This is a genomic window from Burkholderia arboris (genome assembly GCF_902499125.1).
In the GTDB taxonomy this organism is placed as follows: Bacteria; Pseudomonadota; Gammaproteobacteria; order Burkholderiales; family Burkholderiaceae; genus Burkholderia; species Burkholderia arboris.
The window spans coordinates 15577-32120 of sequence record NZ_CABVPX010000005.1 but is presented as its reverse complement, the minus strand read 5'-3'; the positions used below and the strand labels follow the sequence as shown (position 1 = coordinate 32120).

The 16544-nt window shown below is 62.9% G+C and carries 20 protein-coding genes; all 20 read right to left on the bottom strand.

The window, feature by feature from the left end; all coding sequences use genetic code 11:
- Window positions 1-2 precede the first annotated feature (2 nt).
- Window positions 3-2444 carry a phage tail tape measure protein gene (locus BLA15945_RS07785; protein ID WP_174991981.1) on the bottom strand — a complete coding sequence of 814 codons (2442 nt, stop codon included), beginning with the start codon at window positions 2442-2444 and terminating at the stop codon, window positions 3-5.
- 80 nt (window positions 2445-2524) lie between these two features.
- Window positions 2525-2827 carry a phage tail assembly protein gene (locus BLA15945_RS07780; RefSeq protein WP_174991980.1) on the bottom strand — a complete coding sequence of 101 codons (303 nt, stop codon included), beginning with the start codon at window positions 2825-2827 and terminating at the stop codon, window positions 2525-2527.
- A gap of 97 nt (window positions 2828-2924) precedes the next feature.
- Window positions 2925-3428: a phage major tail tube protein gene (locus tag BLA15945_RS07775; RefSeq protein ID WP_174991979.1), complete on the bottom strand. Its 504-nt coding sequence runs from the start codon at window positions 3426-3428 to the stop codon at window positions 2925-2927.
- 9 nt (window positions 3429-3437) lie between these two features.
- The gene (locus tag BLA15945_RS07770; protein ID WP_174991978.1) at window positions 3438-4607 is read right to left on the bottom strand and encodes a phage tail sheath subtilisin-like domain-containing protein; all 1170 of its coding nucleotides are present in this window, start codon (window positions 4605-4607) and stop codon (window positions 3438-3440) included.
- Between the two features lie 84 nt (window positions 4608-4691).
- Window positions 4692-5471 carry a tail fiber assembly protein gene (locus BLA15945_RS07765; protein ID WP_174991977.1) on the bottom strand — a complete coding sequence of 260 codons (780 nt, stop codon included), beginning with the start codon at window positions 5469-5471 and terminating at the stop codon, window positions 4692-4694.
- A gap of 15 nt (window positions 5472-5486) precedes the next feature.
- Window positions 5487-7439 (bottom strand): phage tail protein, encoded by a 1953-nt coding sequence (locus BLA15945_RS07760; RefSeq protein WP_174991976.1) that lies wholly within the window; start codon window positions 7437-7439, stop codon window positions 5487-5489.
- Window positions 7427-8005, bottom strand: a complete 579-nt coding sequence (locus BLA15945_RS07755) for a phage tail protein I (RefSeq protein ID WP_174991975.1) — start codon at window positions 8003-8005, stop codon at window positions 7427-7429. Before BLA15945_RS07755 ends, BLA15945_RS07760 begins: the two co-directional genes overlap by 13 nt.
- Window positions 7995-8891 carry a baseplate assembly protein gene (locus tag BLA15945_RS07750; RefSeq protein ID WP_174991974.1) on the bottom strand — a complete coding sequence of 299 codons (897 nt, stop codon included), beginning with the start codon at window positions 8889-8891 and terminating at the stop codon, window positions 7995-7997. Before BLA15945_RS07750 ends, BLA15945_RS07755 begins: the two co-directional genes overlap by 11 nt.
- On the bottom strand, window positions 8888-9223 hold the full coding sequence (locus BLA15945_RS07745) for a GPW/gp25 family protein (protein WP_124647107.1): 336 nt from the start codon (window positions 9221-9223) through the stop codon (window positions 8888-8890). Before BLA15945_RS07745 ends, BLA15945_RS07750 begins: the two co-directional genes overlap by 4 nt.
- On the bottom strand, window positions 9223-9384 hold the full coding sequence (locus BLA15945_RS07740) for a hypothetical protein (RefSeq protein ID WP_226135219.1): 162 nt from the start codon (window positions 9382-9384) through the stop codon (window positions 9223-9225). Before BLA15945_RS07740 ends, BLA15945_RS07745 begins: the two co-directional genes overlap by 1 nt.
- Window positions 9385-9493: 109 nt before the next feature.
- Window positions 9494-10222 carry a hypothetical protein gene (locus BLA15945_RS07735; protein WP_174991972.1) on the bottom strand — a complete coding sequence of 243 codons (729 nt, stop codon included), beginning with the start codon at window positions 10220-10222 and terminating at the stop codon, window positions 9494-9496.
- A gap of 91 nt (window positions 10223-10313) precedes the next feature.
- Window positions 10314-10994 (bottom strand): phage baseplate assembly protein V, encoded by a 681-nt coding sequence (locus tag BLA15945_RS07730; RefSeq protein ID WP_174991971.1) that lies wholly within the window; start codon window positions 10992-10994, stop codon window positions 10314-10316.
- Between the two features lie 3 nt (window positions 10995-10997).
- Window positions 10998-11522, bottom strand: coding sequence for a hypothetical protein (locus tag BLA15945_RS07725; protein WP_174991970.1), 525 nt, complete (start codon window positions 11520-11522; stop codon window positions 10998-11000).
- On the bottom strand, window positions 11512-12042 hold the full coding sequence (locus BLA15945_RS07720; protein WP_174991969.1) for a phage tail protein: 531 nt from the start codon (window positions 12040-12042) through the stop codon (window positions 11512-11514). Before BLA15945_RS07720 ends, BLA15945_RS07725 begins: the two co-directional genes overlap by 11 nt.
- A 2-nt stretch (window positions 12043-12044) precedes the next feature.
- Window positions 12045-12332: a head-tail joining protein gene (locus BLA15945_RS07715; protein WP_174991968.1), complete on the bottom strand. Its 288-nt coding sequence runs from the start codon at window positions 12330-12332 to the stop codon at window positions 12045-12047.
- A gap of 1 nt (window position 12333) precedes the next feature.
- Entirely contained in the window at window positions 12334-13329 is a 996-nt protein-coding gene (locus BLA15945_RS07710) for a major capsid protein (protein WP_174991967.1), read from the bottom strand.
- Window positions 13330-13402: 73 nt separating this feature from the next.
- The gene (locus BLA15945_RS07705; protein ID WP_174991966.1) at window positions 13403-13747 is read right to left on the bottom strand and encodes a head decoration protein; all 345 of its coding nucleotides are present in this window, start codon (window positions 13745-13747) and stop codon (window positions 13403-13405) included.
- Window positions 13748-13777: 30 nt separating this feature from the next.
- Window positions 13778-14848, bottom strand: coding sequence for a head maturation protease, ClpP-related (locus tag BLA15945_RS07700; protein WP_174991965.1), 1071 nt, complete (start codon window positions 14846-14848; stop codon window positions 13778-13780).
- Window positions 14845-16338 carry a phage portal protein gene (locus BLA15945_RS07695; RefSeq protein WP_174991964.1) on the bottom strand — a complete coding sequence of 498 codons (1494 nt, stop codon included), beginning with the start codon at window positions 16336-16338 and terminating at the stop codon, window positions 14845-14847. The genes BLA15945_RS07700 and BLA15945_RS07695 overlap by 4 nt, the downstream gene beginning before the upstream one ends.
- Window positions 16335-16541, bottom strand: coding sequence for a phage head-tail joining protein (locus BLA15945_RS07690; RefSeq protein ID WP_048248427.1), 207 nt, complete (start codon window positions 16539-16541; stop codon window positions 16335-16337). Before BLA15945_RS07690 ends, BLA15945_RS07695 begins: the two co-directional genes overlap by 4 nt.
- Between the last annotated feature and the right edge of the window lie 3 nt (window positions 16542-16544).

Below are 16544 nucleotides of genomic sequence, written 5' to 3'. Positions count from 1 at the left end.
CCTTACATATGCGGCGAGTCGAACATTGCTGTCCGGCTATTCGCCTTGCGTTGCTGCTCCTCCATCATCCGCGTCAACTGCGGACTGACCTGCTGGATGAACTTGTTAGCCATGTCGGCATCGCTCCCTTCGATCTTCACGTTGAAGACCGGCGCGAACGTGTTCGTCTGATCGATGCGCGGCCCGAAGCGAGCGTCTGCCGCCGGACTTTCAGCAGCCTTCGCAGCCTTGGCGACCGCTTCGGCGTTCGCAGGCGTCTCGTCGAGCCTCTGGCCCAGAACCTTGTTCGCGATGGCACTCAATGCCTTGTCGCCCACAAACGTCCCGAGCGCCCCGCCAAGCACACCGACAACGGCCGTTCCAATCGGCCCGCCAATCGAGCCGACCACCGCCCCGACCTTCGCGCCGATCACGCCACCCGCGAGACTGCCGGCAATGCCAGCAAAGCGGCTGGCCTTCCGATCGTTCGTATCCGTGCTCGACGCGACGGCGTACGCCTCGCGTGCGGCCAGTCCGAACTTCAGCACGGTCGCCCCGACAGCCAGCTTCCCGGCATACGGTGCGACCCGACCGAAAATCGCGCGCCCCGCGTTGAAGATCCGGCCGATCCTGCCGAACCGACCAGCGCGAGCAGCTGCACGACGCGCAGCTCGACCCGCTCGTCCACCGCCCATCAGATCGCCAAGCCCGCCACCATCGCCCCCACCGCCGGGCATGTTGACGACGAACACCCGTTGCACACCACCAGCGGCACCGGCCGCCCCGCCGATCGCGTCCAGCGCACGTCCAACAGCGCCACCCGCACCACCGGCACGCCCCGCAGCCCCTCGACCACCACGCGCAAGCACGGTGCCGCGCGCGATATCGAACATCCCGCGACCGATGCTCCAAAGTGCCTTTGCTCCACGCACCGCGAGCACCGTGCCGGCGATGCCGACAACAGCAGCCGTCGCCTTCGGGGCGCTGTCTGCTGCGGACTGGACACTGCTCCCGGCCCCCTTCGCCGCCTCGCCAACGCGATCCGTGATCGGCCGCAACGCGTCGCCAATGCTGCGCATCGCGTCGTCCCATCGCTGTCCGACCTCGCTCCAGATCTGTTTGGACGTCTCCCGACGTGCCTCCAGATCCTTCTGGATCTCGCCGCTCGCCTGCTGCGCGTTTCGCTTCAGGTTCGTATACAGCTCGGCGTTCTGCATGTACGCCGTCAGCGCCGCCTTGACCTGCATGTCGTTGAACAGGTCGCCGGTCTTCATCGTCTCGGCGAACGCGGCCATCTGGGTCTGACGCTTGGCCGGGTCCATTTCGGAATTGAACTGCTTCGCAGCAGCCGCGAGCTGCTTCGCCTTGGCCGGGTCGACACGCTCGATGTATGCGCGGGCGAGCACGAACGACGCCTCCAGCGTCGACCAGCCCTTGCCGATCGCCTCGCGCATCTTTCCCTGATAGTCGACGCCGGCCTTCGCATAGTTGCGTTCGGTCTCGCCGGAGCCGATCTTCGAGAACCAGTTTTTGAGGTTGTTCGCCGCCTCGTCCGAACTGCCAGCCGTCTTCATCTGCACCTGGAGCATCGCCCCGAGCTGCGTCACCGAATCCTGCCCCGTGATGCCGACCTTCTTCATTTCGGCGAGCAGCACCGGGAACCACCGCGCCATGTCGACAGACTCGAACGACCCTTCCTTGCCGAGATACGCGATCGCTTCGAGCGCCTTCGACATCTGCTGCGGGTCGACGATCTCGGCGTTCTGCTGCAATGCTTGGATCATCTTCGCGGTCTCGACCGTCGTCGCACCCTGACCGATCGAGAACTTCGCAACCAGCGGCGCGAAGTTGAGCGCACGATCGAGATCCATGCCGCCTGCAACCATCTGGTTGACGGCGTCGGCCAGCTCGTTGCGGCCGATCCCGTTCGACGCCGCATCGCGCCGGATACGCGAACCCATCGCGGCCTCTTGCTGCGTGCGCGCAATACCTGCCTTGAGCGCGATGTCACGAATGATCGCCTGATAGTTCGCGGCAATCGTCGCCGGCACCGCGACAGCCGCCGTCAACTTCACCGCATCACCGATCACGCCACGCCCGGCCTCTTGCCCTGCCGCCAGCCGCTCGCGGCCGGCGACCTTCAGATCCAGTCCGCGAGCGGTCCGCCCAAGCTGCGCATACGCACGATCGAGGCGGCCAACCTCGATGCCGGCGTCTCGCAGCGACTTCAGATTGCTGTCGAGCTTGCGACGGATGCCATCCGCCGCGCTGTCACCCGCCAAATGCAGCCGGCGGAACTCATCCTGCAAACGCATCGTCTCGCCGATCTGGCGCTGCCAGAGACGCGAGTCGTTCGCCCGCTTCTTCATCGCGTCGATCTTCGACGACGTGTCGGAGATCGCTTTCCCGAACGTCGCCGAGACGGCACCGCCGATCACGATCCCAAGCGCTAAGTCTTTCGCCATCCCGGCCCCCTCAATCCGTCAGCCACCAGAGCATGTCGTCGACCGTCATCTCGTCGATCGATGTCGCCGACATGCCGCATTCACTCACCAGCCGCTTCGCCAGCGCCTTGAGCGTCTTTCGGTCCAGCTTTGCGTACGGGTCGAAAGGAGTAGTACGCGTCCTGCACGCGCTCGTAATCAGCCATGTCCATCGCATCGAGATCGCTCGGTGCGATGCCAGCGAGCGACGCGAACAGGATCAACTCCTGCTCCTCGGCATCGTTCTGCGCGAGCTTTTGCGCACCGCGCATGTCGCGCACCTTCGGCCGGCGCATCGTGAAGGTGTCGCACTCGACGCCGTTGAGGGGGATCGGATAGTCGAGCTTGATCGAGACTTTTTCCATGACGGTTCCTGAAACGAAAAATGGCGAGCCGTCGGCTCGCCATTGATTAAACAAAGTAGCTTTGATGCGTGTCCGTCGAATGACGAACGCGAGGCACTTACATGCCGAGACCCTTGCGCACTTCGGCGAGCTGATCGACGCCGTTGATCACGCGCTTGCACGCGAAGATGTCGATCTCGTGCACGATCGCACCGTCGACTTCCAGCTTGTAGTAGTCGCACGACACGCTGTACTTCGCGTCGACCTTTTCGCCGGGCTTCCATTCGCCCGGATCGACTTCGTACAGCATGCCGCGCAGATAGACGGCGACATTCTTCGTCTTGCCATTGCGGTCCATAAAGACCGCGCGAAAGACGCCGTTGAACGCGCCCTGATCGACCAGTCCGAAGAAGCGCAGCACCTCGTATTCCATCGTCGACATGGCAAACGACGCATCCATTGCTTCCATGCCCTGATCGACCTTCGCCGTGCCGTCCATGCCGCCGGCACGGAAGTCATCCGTCTTGATCTTCAGCTTGGGCGGCGTCATGCTCGTTGCGCGGCCAGCGTATCCGCGGCCGTCGACGAACGCGTTGCAGTTATGCAGAGTTTCCGGAATCATCGTTCCCCCTTAGATCTGGTTGTCCAGTACTTCGGTCAGCCACTGGTTCGTGACTTCGAAGCGGAAAATCGGGTTTTCGGCCGGCGGGACATCCGTGAATCGGATGTTCCAGTACACCTTGCCGTCTTCGAGCTGGCTCGCCGTGTTCAGCATCGGGTCCGGATAGACCTCGAAGTTGATCACTGCGCCCTGACGCTTCAGGTCACGCATGAACGCCCGCAGCCCTTCAGTCACGTCGCTGACGTACGTCGCCGTGATGCCACGGTCGACCGCCCACTTGTGGCCGGCCTGAACGGCGTCCATTACGATGTCGAGCGTACGCACGCGCGTGACGAACTTCCATTTCGGATCGGCCGACAGCGTGCGGTTCCCCCAGAGGCGATACCCGCCGTCGCGAATGATCGTCGTGATGTTCGCGTTGTTGAGCAGGTTCGCCCGACACGTCTCGTCGCCGTCGAGGTATTCGATCGGCCGGCCCGTGCCCGTGATCTCGACGATCTCCTTGTTCGACGGCGACGCCCAGAAACCGATCTTCGCGTCCGTCTGACAGAACAGCCCGGCCGCGTACGTCGACGCCGGCAGCGAGATATCGCCGTTCGTCGCGTTGTCCCATGCCTTCGCGCCGGGGTCGACCATGTACAGGCGCTTGCTACCGAAATTCTTCGCGTACGCGATCGCTGCCTCGTCGTCGACGTTCGGGCCGTCGATCACGGCCATCGCGCGCAGCTTGCCGGCGAGCGAGTCGGCGGCTGTCGCGACCGGCTGCTTGGAGGTATGCCCAGGGGCGATCAGCAAACGCGGTTGTGCGTTGAAACGCGATTTCGCATCGAGCAGCGCCTGCATACCAGTGCGTGCGCCGCCGGCCGAAACACCGCCGATGATCGCGGACGTGAGCTGCGCCGCATCGGCCGCTGCCGGCACGCCAACCGCGATCACAACCGCGCTGCTCTGCGCGTAGATCGCGCGGGCCGCCCGCGCGATCGCGCTGTTCTCGCCGAACGCACGCACCGCCTCGCCGTGGCTGGTAAGTTGTACGGGGACGTTCGGCTGCGCCAGATCGGGACCGGGCGTGTATGTGTCGGTCATACCAACCACCGACGACGACGGCACCGCAATCGTGCGAGGACCGCTGTCGACGATCGTCGTCGTGATGCCGTGAAAAAAAGAAGTCGCTGCCATACGGGTCTCCGGAAATAAAAAAAGCCGCTCATCGGAGCGGCTTGAAACGAAACGACGCCGACAACACATGCGGCGTCGGCAAAGTTACTTTTTGGTCGACGTGTCGGATACCTTCGTCTGCACCGGATCGGCGACGACGTCGGGTGCGGCCGAGCCTTCAGCTCGACGCTGCATTTCCGCCTCGGCCGCCGCGTGTTCCGCCTCGGCCTGCTTCCGCGCTGCCTCGCGCTGGGCCGCTTCTTCAGCTTCGCGCGCGGCTTTCTCCGCTCGCGCTTTCTCGATCTTCGCGAGAATCGCGGCCGGATCGGGTTCCGCCGGCCACGTGATCTTCGCCGGGAAGGTCTGCGACTCAACTACATTCACCAGTGCAACCTGATAGTCGGTCCATGCGTCGAACTTTGCTTCTTCGAGATCCGACAGCCGCCCCGTCATCCGCGCATCTGATTTGCCGCGATTCTGTTGACGAGCATTTTCCAGCCGCGCGAAGAAGTCATTCATCGCCGCTTCACGCGCCCGGTCCGCGACGATCTTCTCATCGACAACCCATGCTCCGTCCCGCCAAACATGCGTATCGGACGGACGCGGCTTATCGGTCAATCCCGCGTCATCCGGCGTCACGCCCGCCACGGTAATTTCCGCCGCCAGACCGGACTCCGTTCGATAGAGACGCACGCCGCGATAGTCGGGCAGCATCTCCCATTTGGCATCTCGCCAAAACGGCCAGGTGCGCGGCGGACGTTCGGGAAGCGGATCGAGCGTGCAGAACGCGGGGACCAGATAGCGGCTGGAATTCATCGGATCGACATCGGCAAGAAAGCTCACGACGTACTGCCCGGTCAAACTGTCGTACTGATTGCAAAGCATGCTGTACCTCACGAATTAATATGCGCGAATCATGGCAAGCACAGCGACGTTGCGCATGCGTGCTTCCGTTCCTCCGTCTGCCGCAACATTGATCGCGTGCGAATGACGGCCGGCCCAATCCATGCCGACGCTGTGGCTGTGCATTCCGCCGTCCCCGACGCTGACTCCGGTTTTTACGGCGTTGGTCGATTGACCAGCGATCCAATTGTTTGAATTCTGATCAACCGCGAGACGCGCAGGGGTACCAACGCCACCGGAAAGAAACAAACTCCCGTTGCTTGCGGTGTGAGAATGTGGCGGTTCGTTCACTGGATGACTGTGTGCGCCTTGCCCATCGGTCCATGCCGGATGCACGTGATCGCCGCCGTCGCCGGCGCTCGCGTCGTGCCGGTGCGATCGGTTTTGGCTGTCCTGCCAAGATCCGACACCACGGCCGGAGTCAACGCCTCGTCCACCGTCAGCACACCGGATACCTTCGCCGCGAAACTCTGGAATGCGGAACGTCGTCGCCCCGTCCCCGATAGAGAAGCACCCCCACCAACCAGCGGCCCAATCCTTTTCTGTGGCGAGCGCACCGCTCGCCTGTGCGTACGCCCAGAGGTGCGGATAATCGGCTCGATTGAGTAGCGCCCCGTCCAGCTTCAGGCAGCCGGCCCGGACGCTTGATCGCACTTCGAAAACGATCTGGCCGATCGACGCCGATGCAATCGCATCGATGACATATGCCGTCGACGCTGCGTTGTTTGATCGGTCTCCAGCGGCCGGCGTCGGAACCTGAACCGGACGATCGAAGATCGTGCCCTTATCCGCCGTGAAGCGAGCAGTCACGACCCCATTGCAGGCGACACCGAACGCGCCGTCCGCGATGTGGTACAGCCCCGTATCCGTCGTACCGTCTTTGTCAAACGTCAGCGACGGATTCTGCGGTGTGCCCTCCGACAGAACAATCCGAGCACCAGCAGCGAGCCAAAGCGCACCCTTGAGCGTCCCCCCGTTGTTCACGTCAAGCGGCATGAGGTTGCCTTCGCTCCAGACAACTTTGTCGTTGACCTTCAAGACGCGTTCGCCGAAGTGATACTGAAACGATCCCCGGCTCTCCGAGAACCATCCGGCACGGCCAGCACTCGCAAAGAAGTACCCGTTGCTCTGCCCCAAGTACACCCGGCCCTCGTCCGAGGCTGGCCGCACCTTCAGATCGCCCCCCATGTCGATCGATCCGCCGAAATACGTCCCTGCTCCCGTACCGTCGATGCTCACCGCCCCCGTGCCAAGCGTCCACGAAAACGGTCGATAGTCATTCCAACTGCCCAGCGAATCGCCCTTCTTCGTCTGCAGCCAGTACGCTGTGAAGTCGTCGACGCGCAACATCGCACCGTACTGCGAACTGGTCGCGCGAACCTGCCCCCCATCGGGCACGTCCATGCCGGTCGCACAAATGCCGTTCGCGAACGAAGCACGTAGCGCGACCTGCAGCCCATCGCGGCCGTTATCGGTTGCCGTGCCGAACAACCATCGGCCGTCCCGCGTGAGCCGAGCGCGTTCCGCATCGCCGGAATTGAACAGCATGATTCCGGGCGAAGCGAGTGACATGACATCACCTTGCATCGCCAGATACGGCACCCCATTTGCGCCGAGCTGCAGATAGCCTTCCGACGGTGAAAACATTCCGGTATCGGCATCGCCATCGAACGCGATGCCAACATTCTTCGGATTGTTGCCGGCAATCGCGCCAGGTTTCGCGAGCAGCGCACCCGACATCGACCCACCCGACTTGTCCAGCTTGCCACTTCCGAGTCCCCCGACAACCTTGTCGGCAGCGTCCGCCCGGTCTTTGAGGTGCCGCGTCCGATTCGCAAGTTGCTTGGTCGGTACGTTGTCGACCCCATCGGGACCACCTTGCACGGGGTCCGACGTCTCGAACTGATAGACGCCGTCTTCCCACTTACTTTCTTCCTTCAGATTGGCCATGTACCGATCACCCCTCGCGTAAATTGACCATTGCGCGCCGCGACACCGTTGTGTCGGATCGCAACCTCAGAAAAGTCCAGCCACGCGAGCCGGCTACGAACCGGCGCGTAGCGCTCGATTGCCCGCTTCAGGTTCTCACCCTGATCTCGCGTCACCGGCCGCCGCAGCTTCACGATGTACTCGGCCCATGCTGTCGATCCGCCGTGCAGATATCTGCCGTCACGCTCCACCGAACCGTCGCGGCGCTTGATCTGCCGCCCCTCTTGTATATCGATCTCGCCGAACCCGAGCCGGCGCACGATCTCGCGAATCGCCCACGGCGTGCCTTTGCGCTGATAGATCGCCAGCGACGACTTGATCAGCTCGCGTCGCGTCCCTTCGGACTCCGCCAGCTCCCATCCGTCGACCGCGAGCGACCAAGCGAGCCACGGCAGGAACGCAGCCGGACAACGATCCGCATCCCAGAGCGTGCGAATCACGTTCGGGTCGACGGTCGGCCGCATCACCTGCGCGAGCGCCGCCTCCAGACTCGTCTGATTCGTCGGCAGTAGCGCTTCAATCGTCATCGTTCACCCTCAGATTGAGCACGATCGAGGTGCATCGTGCGAACTCGTCGATCGCGCACACGACATCGGTAGCAGGGGACTTCAGATCAACGCGCACAACGCCCGAATCTTTCGGATGCAGCGCTCCGGTTACAGCCGATCTGGGCATGCCGACCCGCAGACTCTCTCCAGCCGCAACGGCGATATCAAGATCCTGCCGCCGCGCAGCGAGCACAACGCCCGGATCAGGCCCGCGCCCGACGTACACATCAGCGACGATTGCGTAATTGACCGGTCGCGCTGGCACGACGAGCAGCGTGTCGTTGAGCGGCCGACGGTCCTCTGGCGATAGCGCGCGTCGCACGGTATCGAGCAGCGCGTCGCTTGCGATTCCACCGTTCGAGTACGACTTCACGACCACGCGCACGACACCCGGCTCGGGACGGTCGATGCGTACGTCGGCGACGTCCGCTGACGCGTCCATCGCAAGTGATCGATACGAACCGGACGGGCCGGCCGTCGACGCGCGCTCAATCCCCATCTGTGTGCGAAGTCGCAGGCGCTCGTCGCGCTCGTACGTGACCGGAATCGGCGGATGCGCCTCCGGGTCACCGGGATCGACGATCTCCTTCCTCAGGTTCCAAAGCGCCGCGAGGTGTTCGAGATCCGCCCCCGTCGCATAAGCCAGCAGCACCGCACGACCCGCATCGTTGACGCGCGCCCGAAAACGCACATCCTCGTACGCGGCCAGCTCCAGCAGCTTGACGACGGGATCGGATTCGAGCGCCGCCGACCAATCCGGGTAAATGCTTTTGAAGTGCTCCAGCTTGCGCTGGTACAGCTCCTCGAAGTCGAGCGTTTCGACGAGATCCGGCGGATCAAGCGCCGACAGATCGATCACTGTCATATCGTCACCTCGAATACAACGTCATCGCCGCTGTAGCGACCGGCGATCCGGAAAGTTACTTTGCCGTCCACGACAGACAGCGCATTCACGCGATCGAGCGCAATCCGCGGCTCCCATCGTCCGATCGCACGAGCGGCTTCCGCCTGAGCAGCCGAGATCCATCCGCGCGTGACGGGCAGGTCAACCATCGCAGGGAGATCCGAGCCGTAATCGGGCCGCTCTCGGCGGGTTCCCTTTCGCGTGCTGAGAATGTCAGCGATGCTTTGCACGAGATGATCGAGTCCGCCGATCAGTCGGCCCGTACGGCGACACATACCGACCAGCGCGACCATCACTGCGCCTTCGTCGGAATGCGCTTGAAGCACTCGCGCGATTCGAGATACGCGATATGCTCAGGCTCCGTCACTTCCGTTTTGCCGGCCAGCACGGCAACGTGCGAGCCGTCCGGAAACACGATCACGCGACTGCGAAACTCCGTATCGATGAATGTCACGGGTGTCACCGACCCGCTTTGTTGTGCGTCTTTCGCCATACCCACCCCCACAAACGAAAAACCCCGCACAGGGCGGGGTCCAAAGTTACTTTTCAAGCAATCCGACTTGTCAGTGCGCAGGCGGCCGAGGCTTCAGCGCTTTGGGTACGGTCCGCAATTCCACCCCATCAAGAGGTATTTGCACCGTGCTTCCGTTATTGAAGAGAGCAATTCGAGTTGTCGATTGAGCTATCACGTACCCGCGCGCAATCTCCGCTCCGTTCTTCAATGCGATCTGACAATTCTCCGTTGACTGATCACATCCTTTTTTATAATCTCCGGCTGATCTTTCAGCCACCGCGTTACCCGCAGCCTCCGCAAATGCAGCAGGCAACGAAGCCCCAAACATAAACGAAGCGGATATAAAAAATAGGCTGGTCGGGAAAACATACCATGCGAAGAGAACATCGCGTATAACCCGCAACACCGGATGCCTGCTCACGTACTTGGCGGCCTTATTTTCCTTTCCATCCGAAACCAGAGAAATAATTACAACAGCCACCAGAAACAGAACATACGCACCTAAAAATACCATCAGCGCCGACTTATTTTTATTCGCCCAACTATCCACCAAGCTCATAAAGTTCAAGCCACTAAACGCTGACAATACGAAATGACGATACTGATCAATCGGAAAACCGTCTGCCTCGACATTAAACGATGACAAAAATGCTCGATAGTATGCGTCACCCGATGAATATAGAATCCAGAAACCTATCCATCCAATCACAAGCACAATCGCAGCCCACGGCCATTCAGCAATGTGTTTTTTCGCAGGCTGCTCGTTTTTCGCATCCATTTCAACGACTCCGTAGTGTTAGCGCTCCCCAACGCAGAAAACATACATGACACTACGAGAGCCGGCTAACTGTCGAAAGTAACAGCCCACCCTAGATCGGGAGACTAACCAACTCGCCGTCGCCTTCCTCACGGTGCCGATGCGTGGTGAGCGACTTACCGCCGGCCGTGACGTCACCGGTATATTCCGCACTGCCAGCGATCTTCATCGCGACACCGCCACCCTCGCCCGGCCTGCCCTGCATGCCACCGTTGAACGTGAGCATTCGCTCGGTTGTCGTGTTGCCTGTAAATGTCGAGTCCGGAACTTCCGCCAGCAGCTTCGCGCTACGCAGCGTCGCGCTGTCTGCCTTCAGCTCGAACTCAGTCCCGCCGATGCGAAACACGATCCGACCGCCGGCCGGCACCGACAGCACATATTCATGACTCGCATGGTTGTACTGTTCGAACGCGCCGTCCGGGAAGTCTGTTGCGGTCTCATCAGGACTCGACCGACCGGACCCACCGTGCTGCTCGGTGTAGTACCCCGGCGCAACGAACGCCCCGGTGAGATCCCCGGACGGTGCCCACAGCGCGACCTCTTCATCGACAGACGGCGGACGCCACTGCCGCACCTTGCCGGCCGCACCAGCCTGCCATTTGAGCCAGTCGCTCACCCAATCGCCAACCCGCACCTTCACACGTGGCGGGTCGTATGTGATTGCCTCGACGATGGCCGACTGCGTCAGGCACGCCATGCGGCGATCCATCTCACCCAGCTCGAAGTCACTCACACGTCACCCCGCTCCCTGATCCGCCGGATTCCAGTAGCGGTCTTCGTGCCCCGGCCCCGTCTCCGGATCAACGCCCCACCGCACTGCGCGCCCCTTCGTCGGCGGTTCGTACGCGTCGCCCAGGTCAAATTCGTGCACCCACTCGACCAGCCAGACGAGATACGTATCCAGTTCGGGCCGGAACGGATCTTCACCGGCCGACCCGACCTGTTTGCCGGGCGTCATGGGCAGCCCCCATGTCGTCCCGTGCACCGTTAGCAGCACGCGAGCGGACAGCTCGCGCACCTGGACTTCGGCATCCGCGACCAACGGGTCGACGATCACGCGAGCCTGCATGCGTGCGACTAGGGGCACGCGGCCGGTTCCGTCGTCGTGGCCCGGCTCCAGCTCCGACAGCTCGATCGCGATGAAAGGCGTGTCGATCGACTTGCCGATCTTCGGATACGCATGGATGCGTTCGAGATCCGGCAGCCGCTCGCGTAGTCCCGCCTCGACGCCGTCGTGCAGTTGTTTCAGGTTAGCGAGCACGGTTCACCGCCTTTTGCAGTTCATAGTTGACCTCTTGCCGCAGTACCGTCATCAGCCGCGCCTCGCACGCTCGGGCAGCCCTCCGGAACGCCGGATCACCCGTCTGCGACCACTCGACCGTCACGACCTCGAACGGCGTTCGCGCTTTCCCGGTCCGGCGATAGATCGGCCCGTCCGGTTGACGCATCGTCTTGCGCCAAGCGCTCTCGAACAGCGATTTGCCGGCCCGGATACCCTTCTTCGTACGCCGTACCGCACCGAGCCGATGCGCCTCGATTGGATTCAACCCGAGCCACACCTTCCCGCTGTCGACCGACCGCATGAAGAAGTACATCCGCTGCCGCAACAGCTTCTGCTGGATGCCCGTCGCGCTGCCGACCTCCTTCGCGGTCTGGCTCCTGATCCATGCGCTCGTCTTGCGCAGCGTCCGACGCCATGCCGCCTGCATTGCTGCTGGCGGCAGGCCCGTGAGCGCTTCGAGCGCCCCCTTCACGTCGATCTCTACCTTCAGCAGATCCATCGTCACCTCAGAATTAAGATCGTCCAGCCCGTACCGGTCGGGTGAATCTCGAAAACGCGGAACCGCTCGCCACCCGCTTCGACGATGCTGCCCACGGACACGCGAGCTGCGTCGTCGTCCGTGATGTCGAGGATCGGCGCAACGAGCTGCGTGCGTTGCGTCCCGAGATCCGGGCCGAGCCAAGGCGCCTTGAACATGCCCTGCAGCCCCTTGCCGTCGATCTTGACCTCGTCCGACAGGTCTCGCTTCACTGCAGTGTCGACGTCGGCCATCAGATCCCGGAACGCCATGTCACGCCTTCACCTTGATCAGCGCTTTCGGGCGCGTGCACAGATGGATCGGGTTCGACTGCGCCTCGATCTCGACGCCCTTGCCGAAGTCCATCAGCTCCTGCTTCGCGTAGTACGGAATCCCGGTCGTGTTCACCGCTTCGACGTAGTCGGCCGGCGCGAAACGCGTGATGAACAGATCGGACACGCCCTCCGGCACCGCATGAGCTTCGTCGTCAGCGACATACCCGACATCACCGACGCGACCGCGATAGCGCTCGAACGTGCAACCGCCGAAGTCGAACGCCTCGCGCGCGTCGCCCCGCAGTTGCGCCGCCATGACAGACGCCAGGTACGTTTCCTTGACCGACTTCGCGCTGATCAGCTTGTTCCAGAACAAGCGACCGCAGAGCACGCGCACGCCCGTGTACGTCGTTGCACCGAGCGCGTCTTCGATCGCGTCCTGCACCTCGGTACACTTCGTGCGCAGTTCCGTGTCGGCCTTACCCAGCTCGAACGGAATCACCGTCTGGTCGATGTCGAAATACTTCCACAGGTCGATCAGCACCGTTTTGCCGTCCGCGTCCAGCACCGTGCCCTTGATCGCGCCGATGCGATGAAATTCGTGTGTCGCGTCGAGCTGGCGGCGCATCTTCGCGAGCCGGCGATTCACGACGGTCTGCACCGCTTCCAGCTCGGTTTCCGAGCCGAACGCACGCAGATTCTGGATTTCGTCCGCCTTGATGACGGCACGCTGCGGCAGGTGCACGGTGTTGAACGGGATCATGCTGCGCTTGCTACCGCCCACAACGGCAGCCGGCGAACCGCGCTCGCCAGCCGCAACGAGTGCGAGCGTATCGCCATCGCGCTCGATCTGGATCGTCGTCGTCGTGATGCCGTCCTCTTCGAACAGCCCGAGCGTGCCGATACGGCCGGGCACATACGGCTGATCGTTGATCGCAGCACTCAGGGACGCGAGCGAGAACGCATCGTCTTGAAACAGGGCGATATCCGCCATACAACCTCCGACATGAAAATGGATACAAAAAAGGCCACGCGGTCGGCGTGGCCTTGAATGGGGTGTCTTGCGATCAGCGGACGATCACGTGGCGCTCGGCGAGATCGCTACGACCAGCAGCATCGAGACCCGTGAGCAGCGCGCCAGTGACTTCGGCGAGCCGGACGACACCCGTCGCCGGTCGCGGCGCTTCGGACGCTGCCAGCGGCGCATAGAGAATCGCAGCGGCGACCTCCGAACCGTCGTTTGCTGCGTTGTCGTAAGGTGCATATTCACCGGTACTCGTCACACCCAGCAGCCGGCCCGCCGGCAGCGCCGGACCGGCCTTAACGACGATCCGCTCGCGCGAGATCTGCCCACTGCCCTCCGACACGAGAAATTCGGCCGGCAGCACGCCTTGATGCTTCACGTTCGACATGAGTTTTCCCCTCCTCGGGTTACGTCAAAGTTACTTGCCGCTCTTGCGAGCCGCGTAGATGGACGCCGCACGCGGCGCATTCGCGACCACGGGTGCGTCTTGAGGCGCAACCGGAGTAGCACGATGGTTGATCGGCTTCTGCGAGGCCGTGACACGCTCGAACAGCCGCGCGCGCACCTGATCCGGCGTCAGGCCATCGGAGACGAAGCCGGCCGTCAGCTCGGTCAGGCTCGCGGCCAGACAGATACCGGCGATGTCCTGCGCACTGCTGATCGCAGCGTCGACCGTCGCGCGGTCCCGCAGGCCGGTCGCCAGAACGATGCCTTCGGCGCAGTGTTCGATCCGCGCGTCGCGACACGACGCGTACACATGCGACGCGAGCGCCGTGACGTCTGGTGTTGCCGGCGGTTGCGACTGCGGCGCAGGATCAGCCGGCGGATTGACCAGCGGCACCTCGCCGTCGCTCTCCAGTACCGCCACGATTTCGGCAGGCACAGCCGCATAGCGCGCAGCGAGCCGGGCCGCTCCTGCATTTGCGTCGATGCGGATCGGATCGACAATCGCGTCGCAGAAACCTTGCTCCTTCGCCTCCGCGGCGGTGAGCCAGGTCTCGGCATCCATGATCGTGCGGACCTCCTCTTCGGTCCGGCCGCTACGCTCGACGTAAGCCGCCAGCATGCTGTCGGACGTACTGTCCAGTAGATCAGCGAGCTTGCGCAGATCGCCAGACTCTCCGGCCGCGACCGTGTGCGGGTTATGAATCATCAGCCTCGCGTTCGACGGCATCTCGATCGTGTCGCACGCCATCAGAATCAACGACGCTGCCGACGCGGCAATGCCGTCGACGCGCCCCGTCACTTTTCCGGCATGTCGACGAACCGCGTTGTAGATCGCAAACGCGTCGAACACGTCCCCGCCCATCGAGTTGATCGCGACAACGATGGACGTCGCGTTCGACGCCACCTCGTCGAGCTTCGCGATAAACAGATCGGCATCGGTGCCCCAGAATCCGATGTCGCCATAGATCCGGATCTCGACCTCGTTCCCGCCCGCCGCGTTCGCCTGCGCGCGGATGTCCCACCACCGCTTTTTCCCTTTCATTCGCCATCCCCATTAGAAAGATCGCCCGCCCCGTCGACCGGATCGAGCGTGTCATATCGAATTCCGAGCCGGCGCTCGCGCGCAAGATCGTCCGCGTTCTCCCGGTCGACCTGCTCCGGGTCATCACCCCGCGAAAGCACCGCACCCGTCCGGCTCGCCAGCCCGGAGCGGATCTCCATCCGCTTTGCCGTGACGTCCTGCACCGGATGGATATACGGCCAGCCCTGCGGCACCCACCGCACCCGCAGATACTCGCGCCGACGTCGGTAGTAGTCCGGCATCGGCATCGCGCCCGACAACGCGCACGCGTCGACCCACCAGCGCCAGACCTTCCGGCAAAACTGATGAATGAACACGTTCCACTGGATCTGCTCGACCGACCGCCGGAACTCATTCAAGATCACCCGCAGCACACGATCGCTCACATCGCGCAGATCGCCCGTCATGACCTCGTACGGCATGCCCACCGACGCCGCAGCGGCCATCAGTTGCTGACGCATGAATGGCCCGTAGTCGGTGCCTGCGCCCGGCGGCTCTGCAAACGTGACGCTTTCACCCGGAGCCAGCTCCTGCATGCTCCCCGGTTCGAGCGACACGACCGGCGAGAAGCCGTCGACGTCGTATTGCATTTCGCCACCCGTCACCGGATCTCCCGGAAAACCCGGCTCTGCCGGCGGCTTCGTGATGAACCCGGCGAAGAGGTTGCTGACCTCCTGCCGGAACAGCACCGCATCGTCGAAGTTGTCCAGCGACTTGAGCCGCAGCAGCACCGTCGACAGTTCCGGGACGCCGCGCACCTGGCCGGGCCGCAGCGCGAGGAAAACGTGCGCGATCTCGTCGGCCGGCACGCGTACGGTCTGCATGTTGGTCGTCGACGCACGCCCGTACTCGCCGGGATGACGCTGCAGCAGGTGATACGCAACGCGTCGACCGACCGTGTTGAACTCGACGCCGTTCACGATCTCACCCCCGCCCGGCACGATCTCGTTCTTCTCCATCGGAAGCAGATCGCCTTCGAGAAGCCGGATCTGCATCGGGACCGCCAAGCCCTCGCTCGGACTGCGCAACTGACGACGCACCAGCACCTCGCCGTCGCTGAAGAACGCACGCGCTGCGAGCGTCTGCACACCTGCCATATCGAACAGATCGTCCGCGTCGATCTCCTCGCAGCTATCCTCCCAAAGTTGCTTTTGCAACTTGCGCACCGCATCGTTCGAATGCTGCGGGTGCGCTTGGATGCCGTTCCCGATCGTGTTCGATACGAGCCGCGCGATCGCCGTCTTCGCCCACGGATCGTTTCGGATCGCGTCGCGAGCACGCGAGCGCAACAGCGGCAGGTTTTGTGCCGCCGCTGCATTCGGTCCCGCGCCCGACGCCCGCCACGACTTCGCCCGCGCGCCCGTTGTGCTCGCCGACTCGTAGGCCGCCGCTTTCAGACGCGTCGGCACCACGAATCCGCGCCGCGCGAGTGACGGAAAACCCGACTTCATCGCACCCCCTTGCCGGCGTGACGAATCCGAACGATTGACGAACGCCCGGCCGCGCCGTTCAGAGCGCGAATGATCTCGGTACGGGCTTCGCGCAGCTCCCCAATCGAGCGATATTTAACTCGCCGGTCGGCATACTGGACTTCCAGCTCACCCTTCGCGATTGCCGACTGGATGCGCTCCAGATCCTGCTTTGTGTATGCCATGCG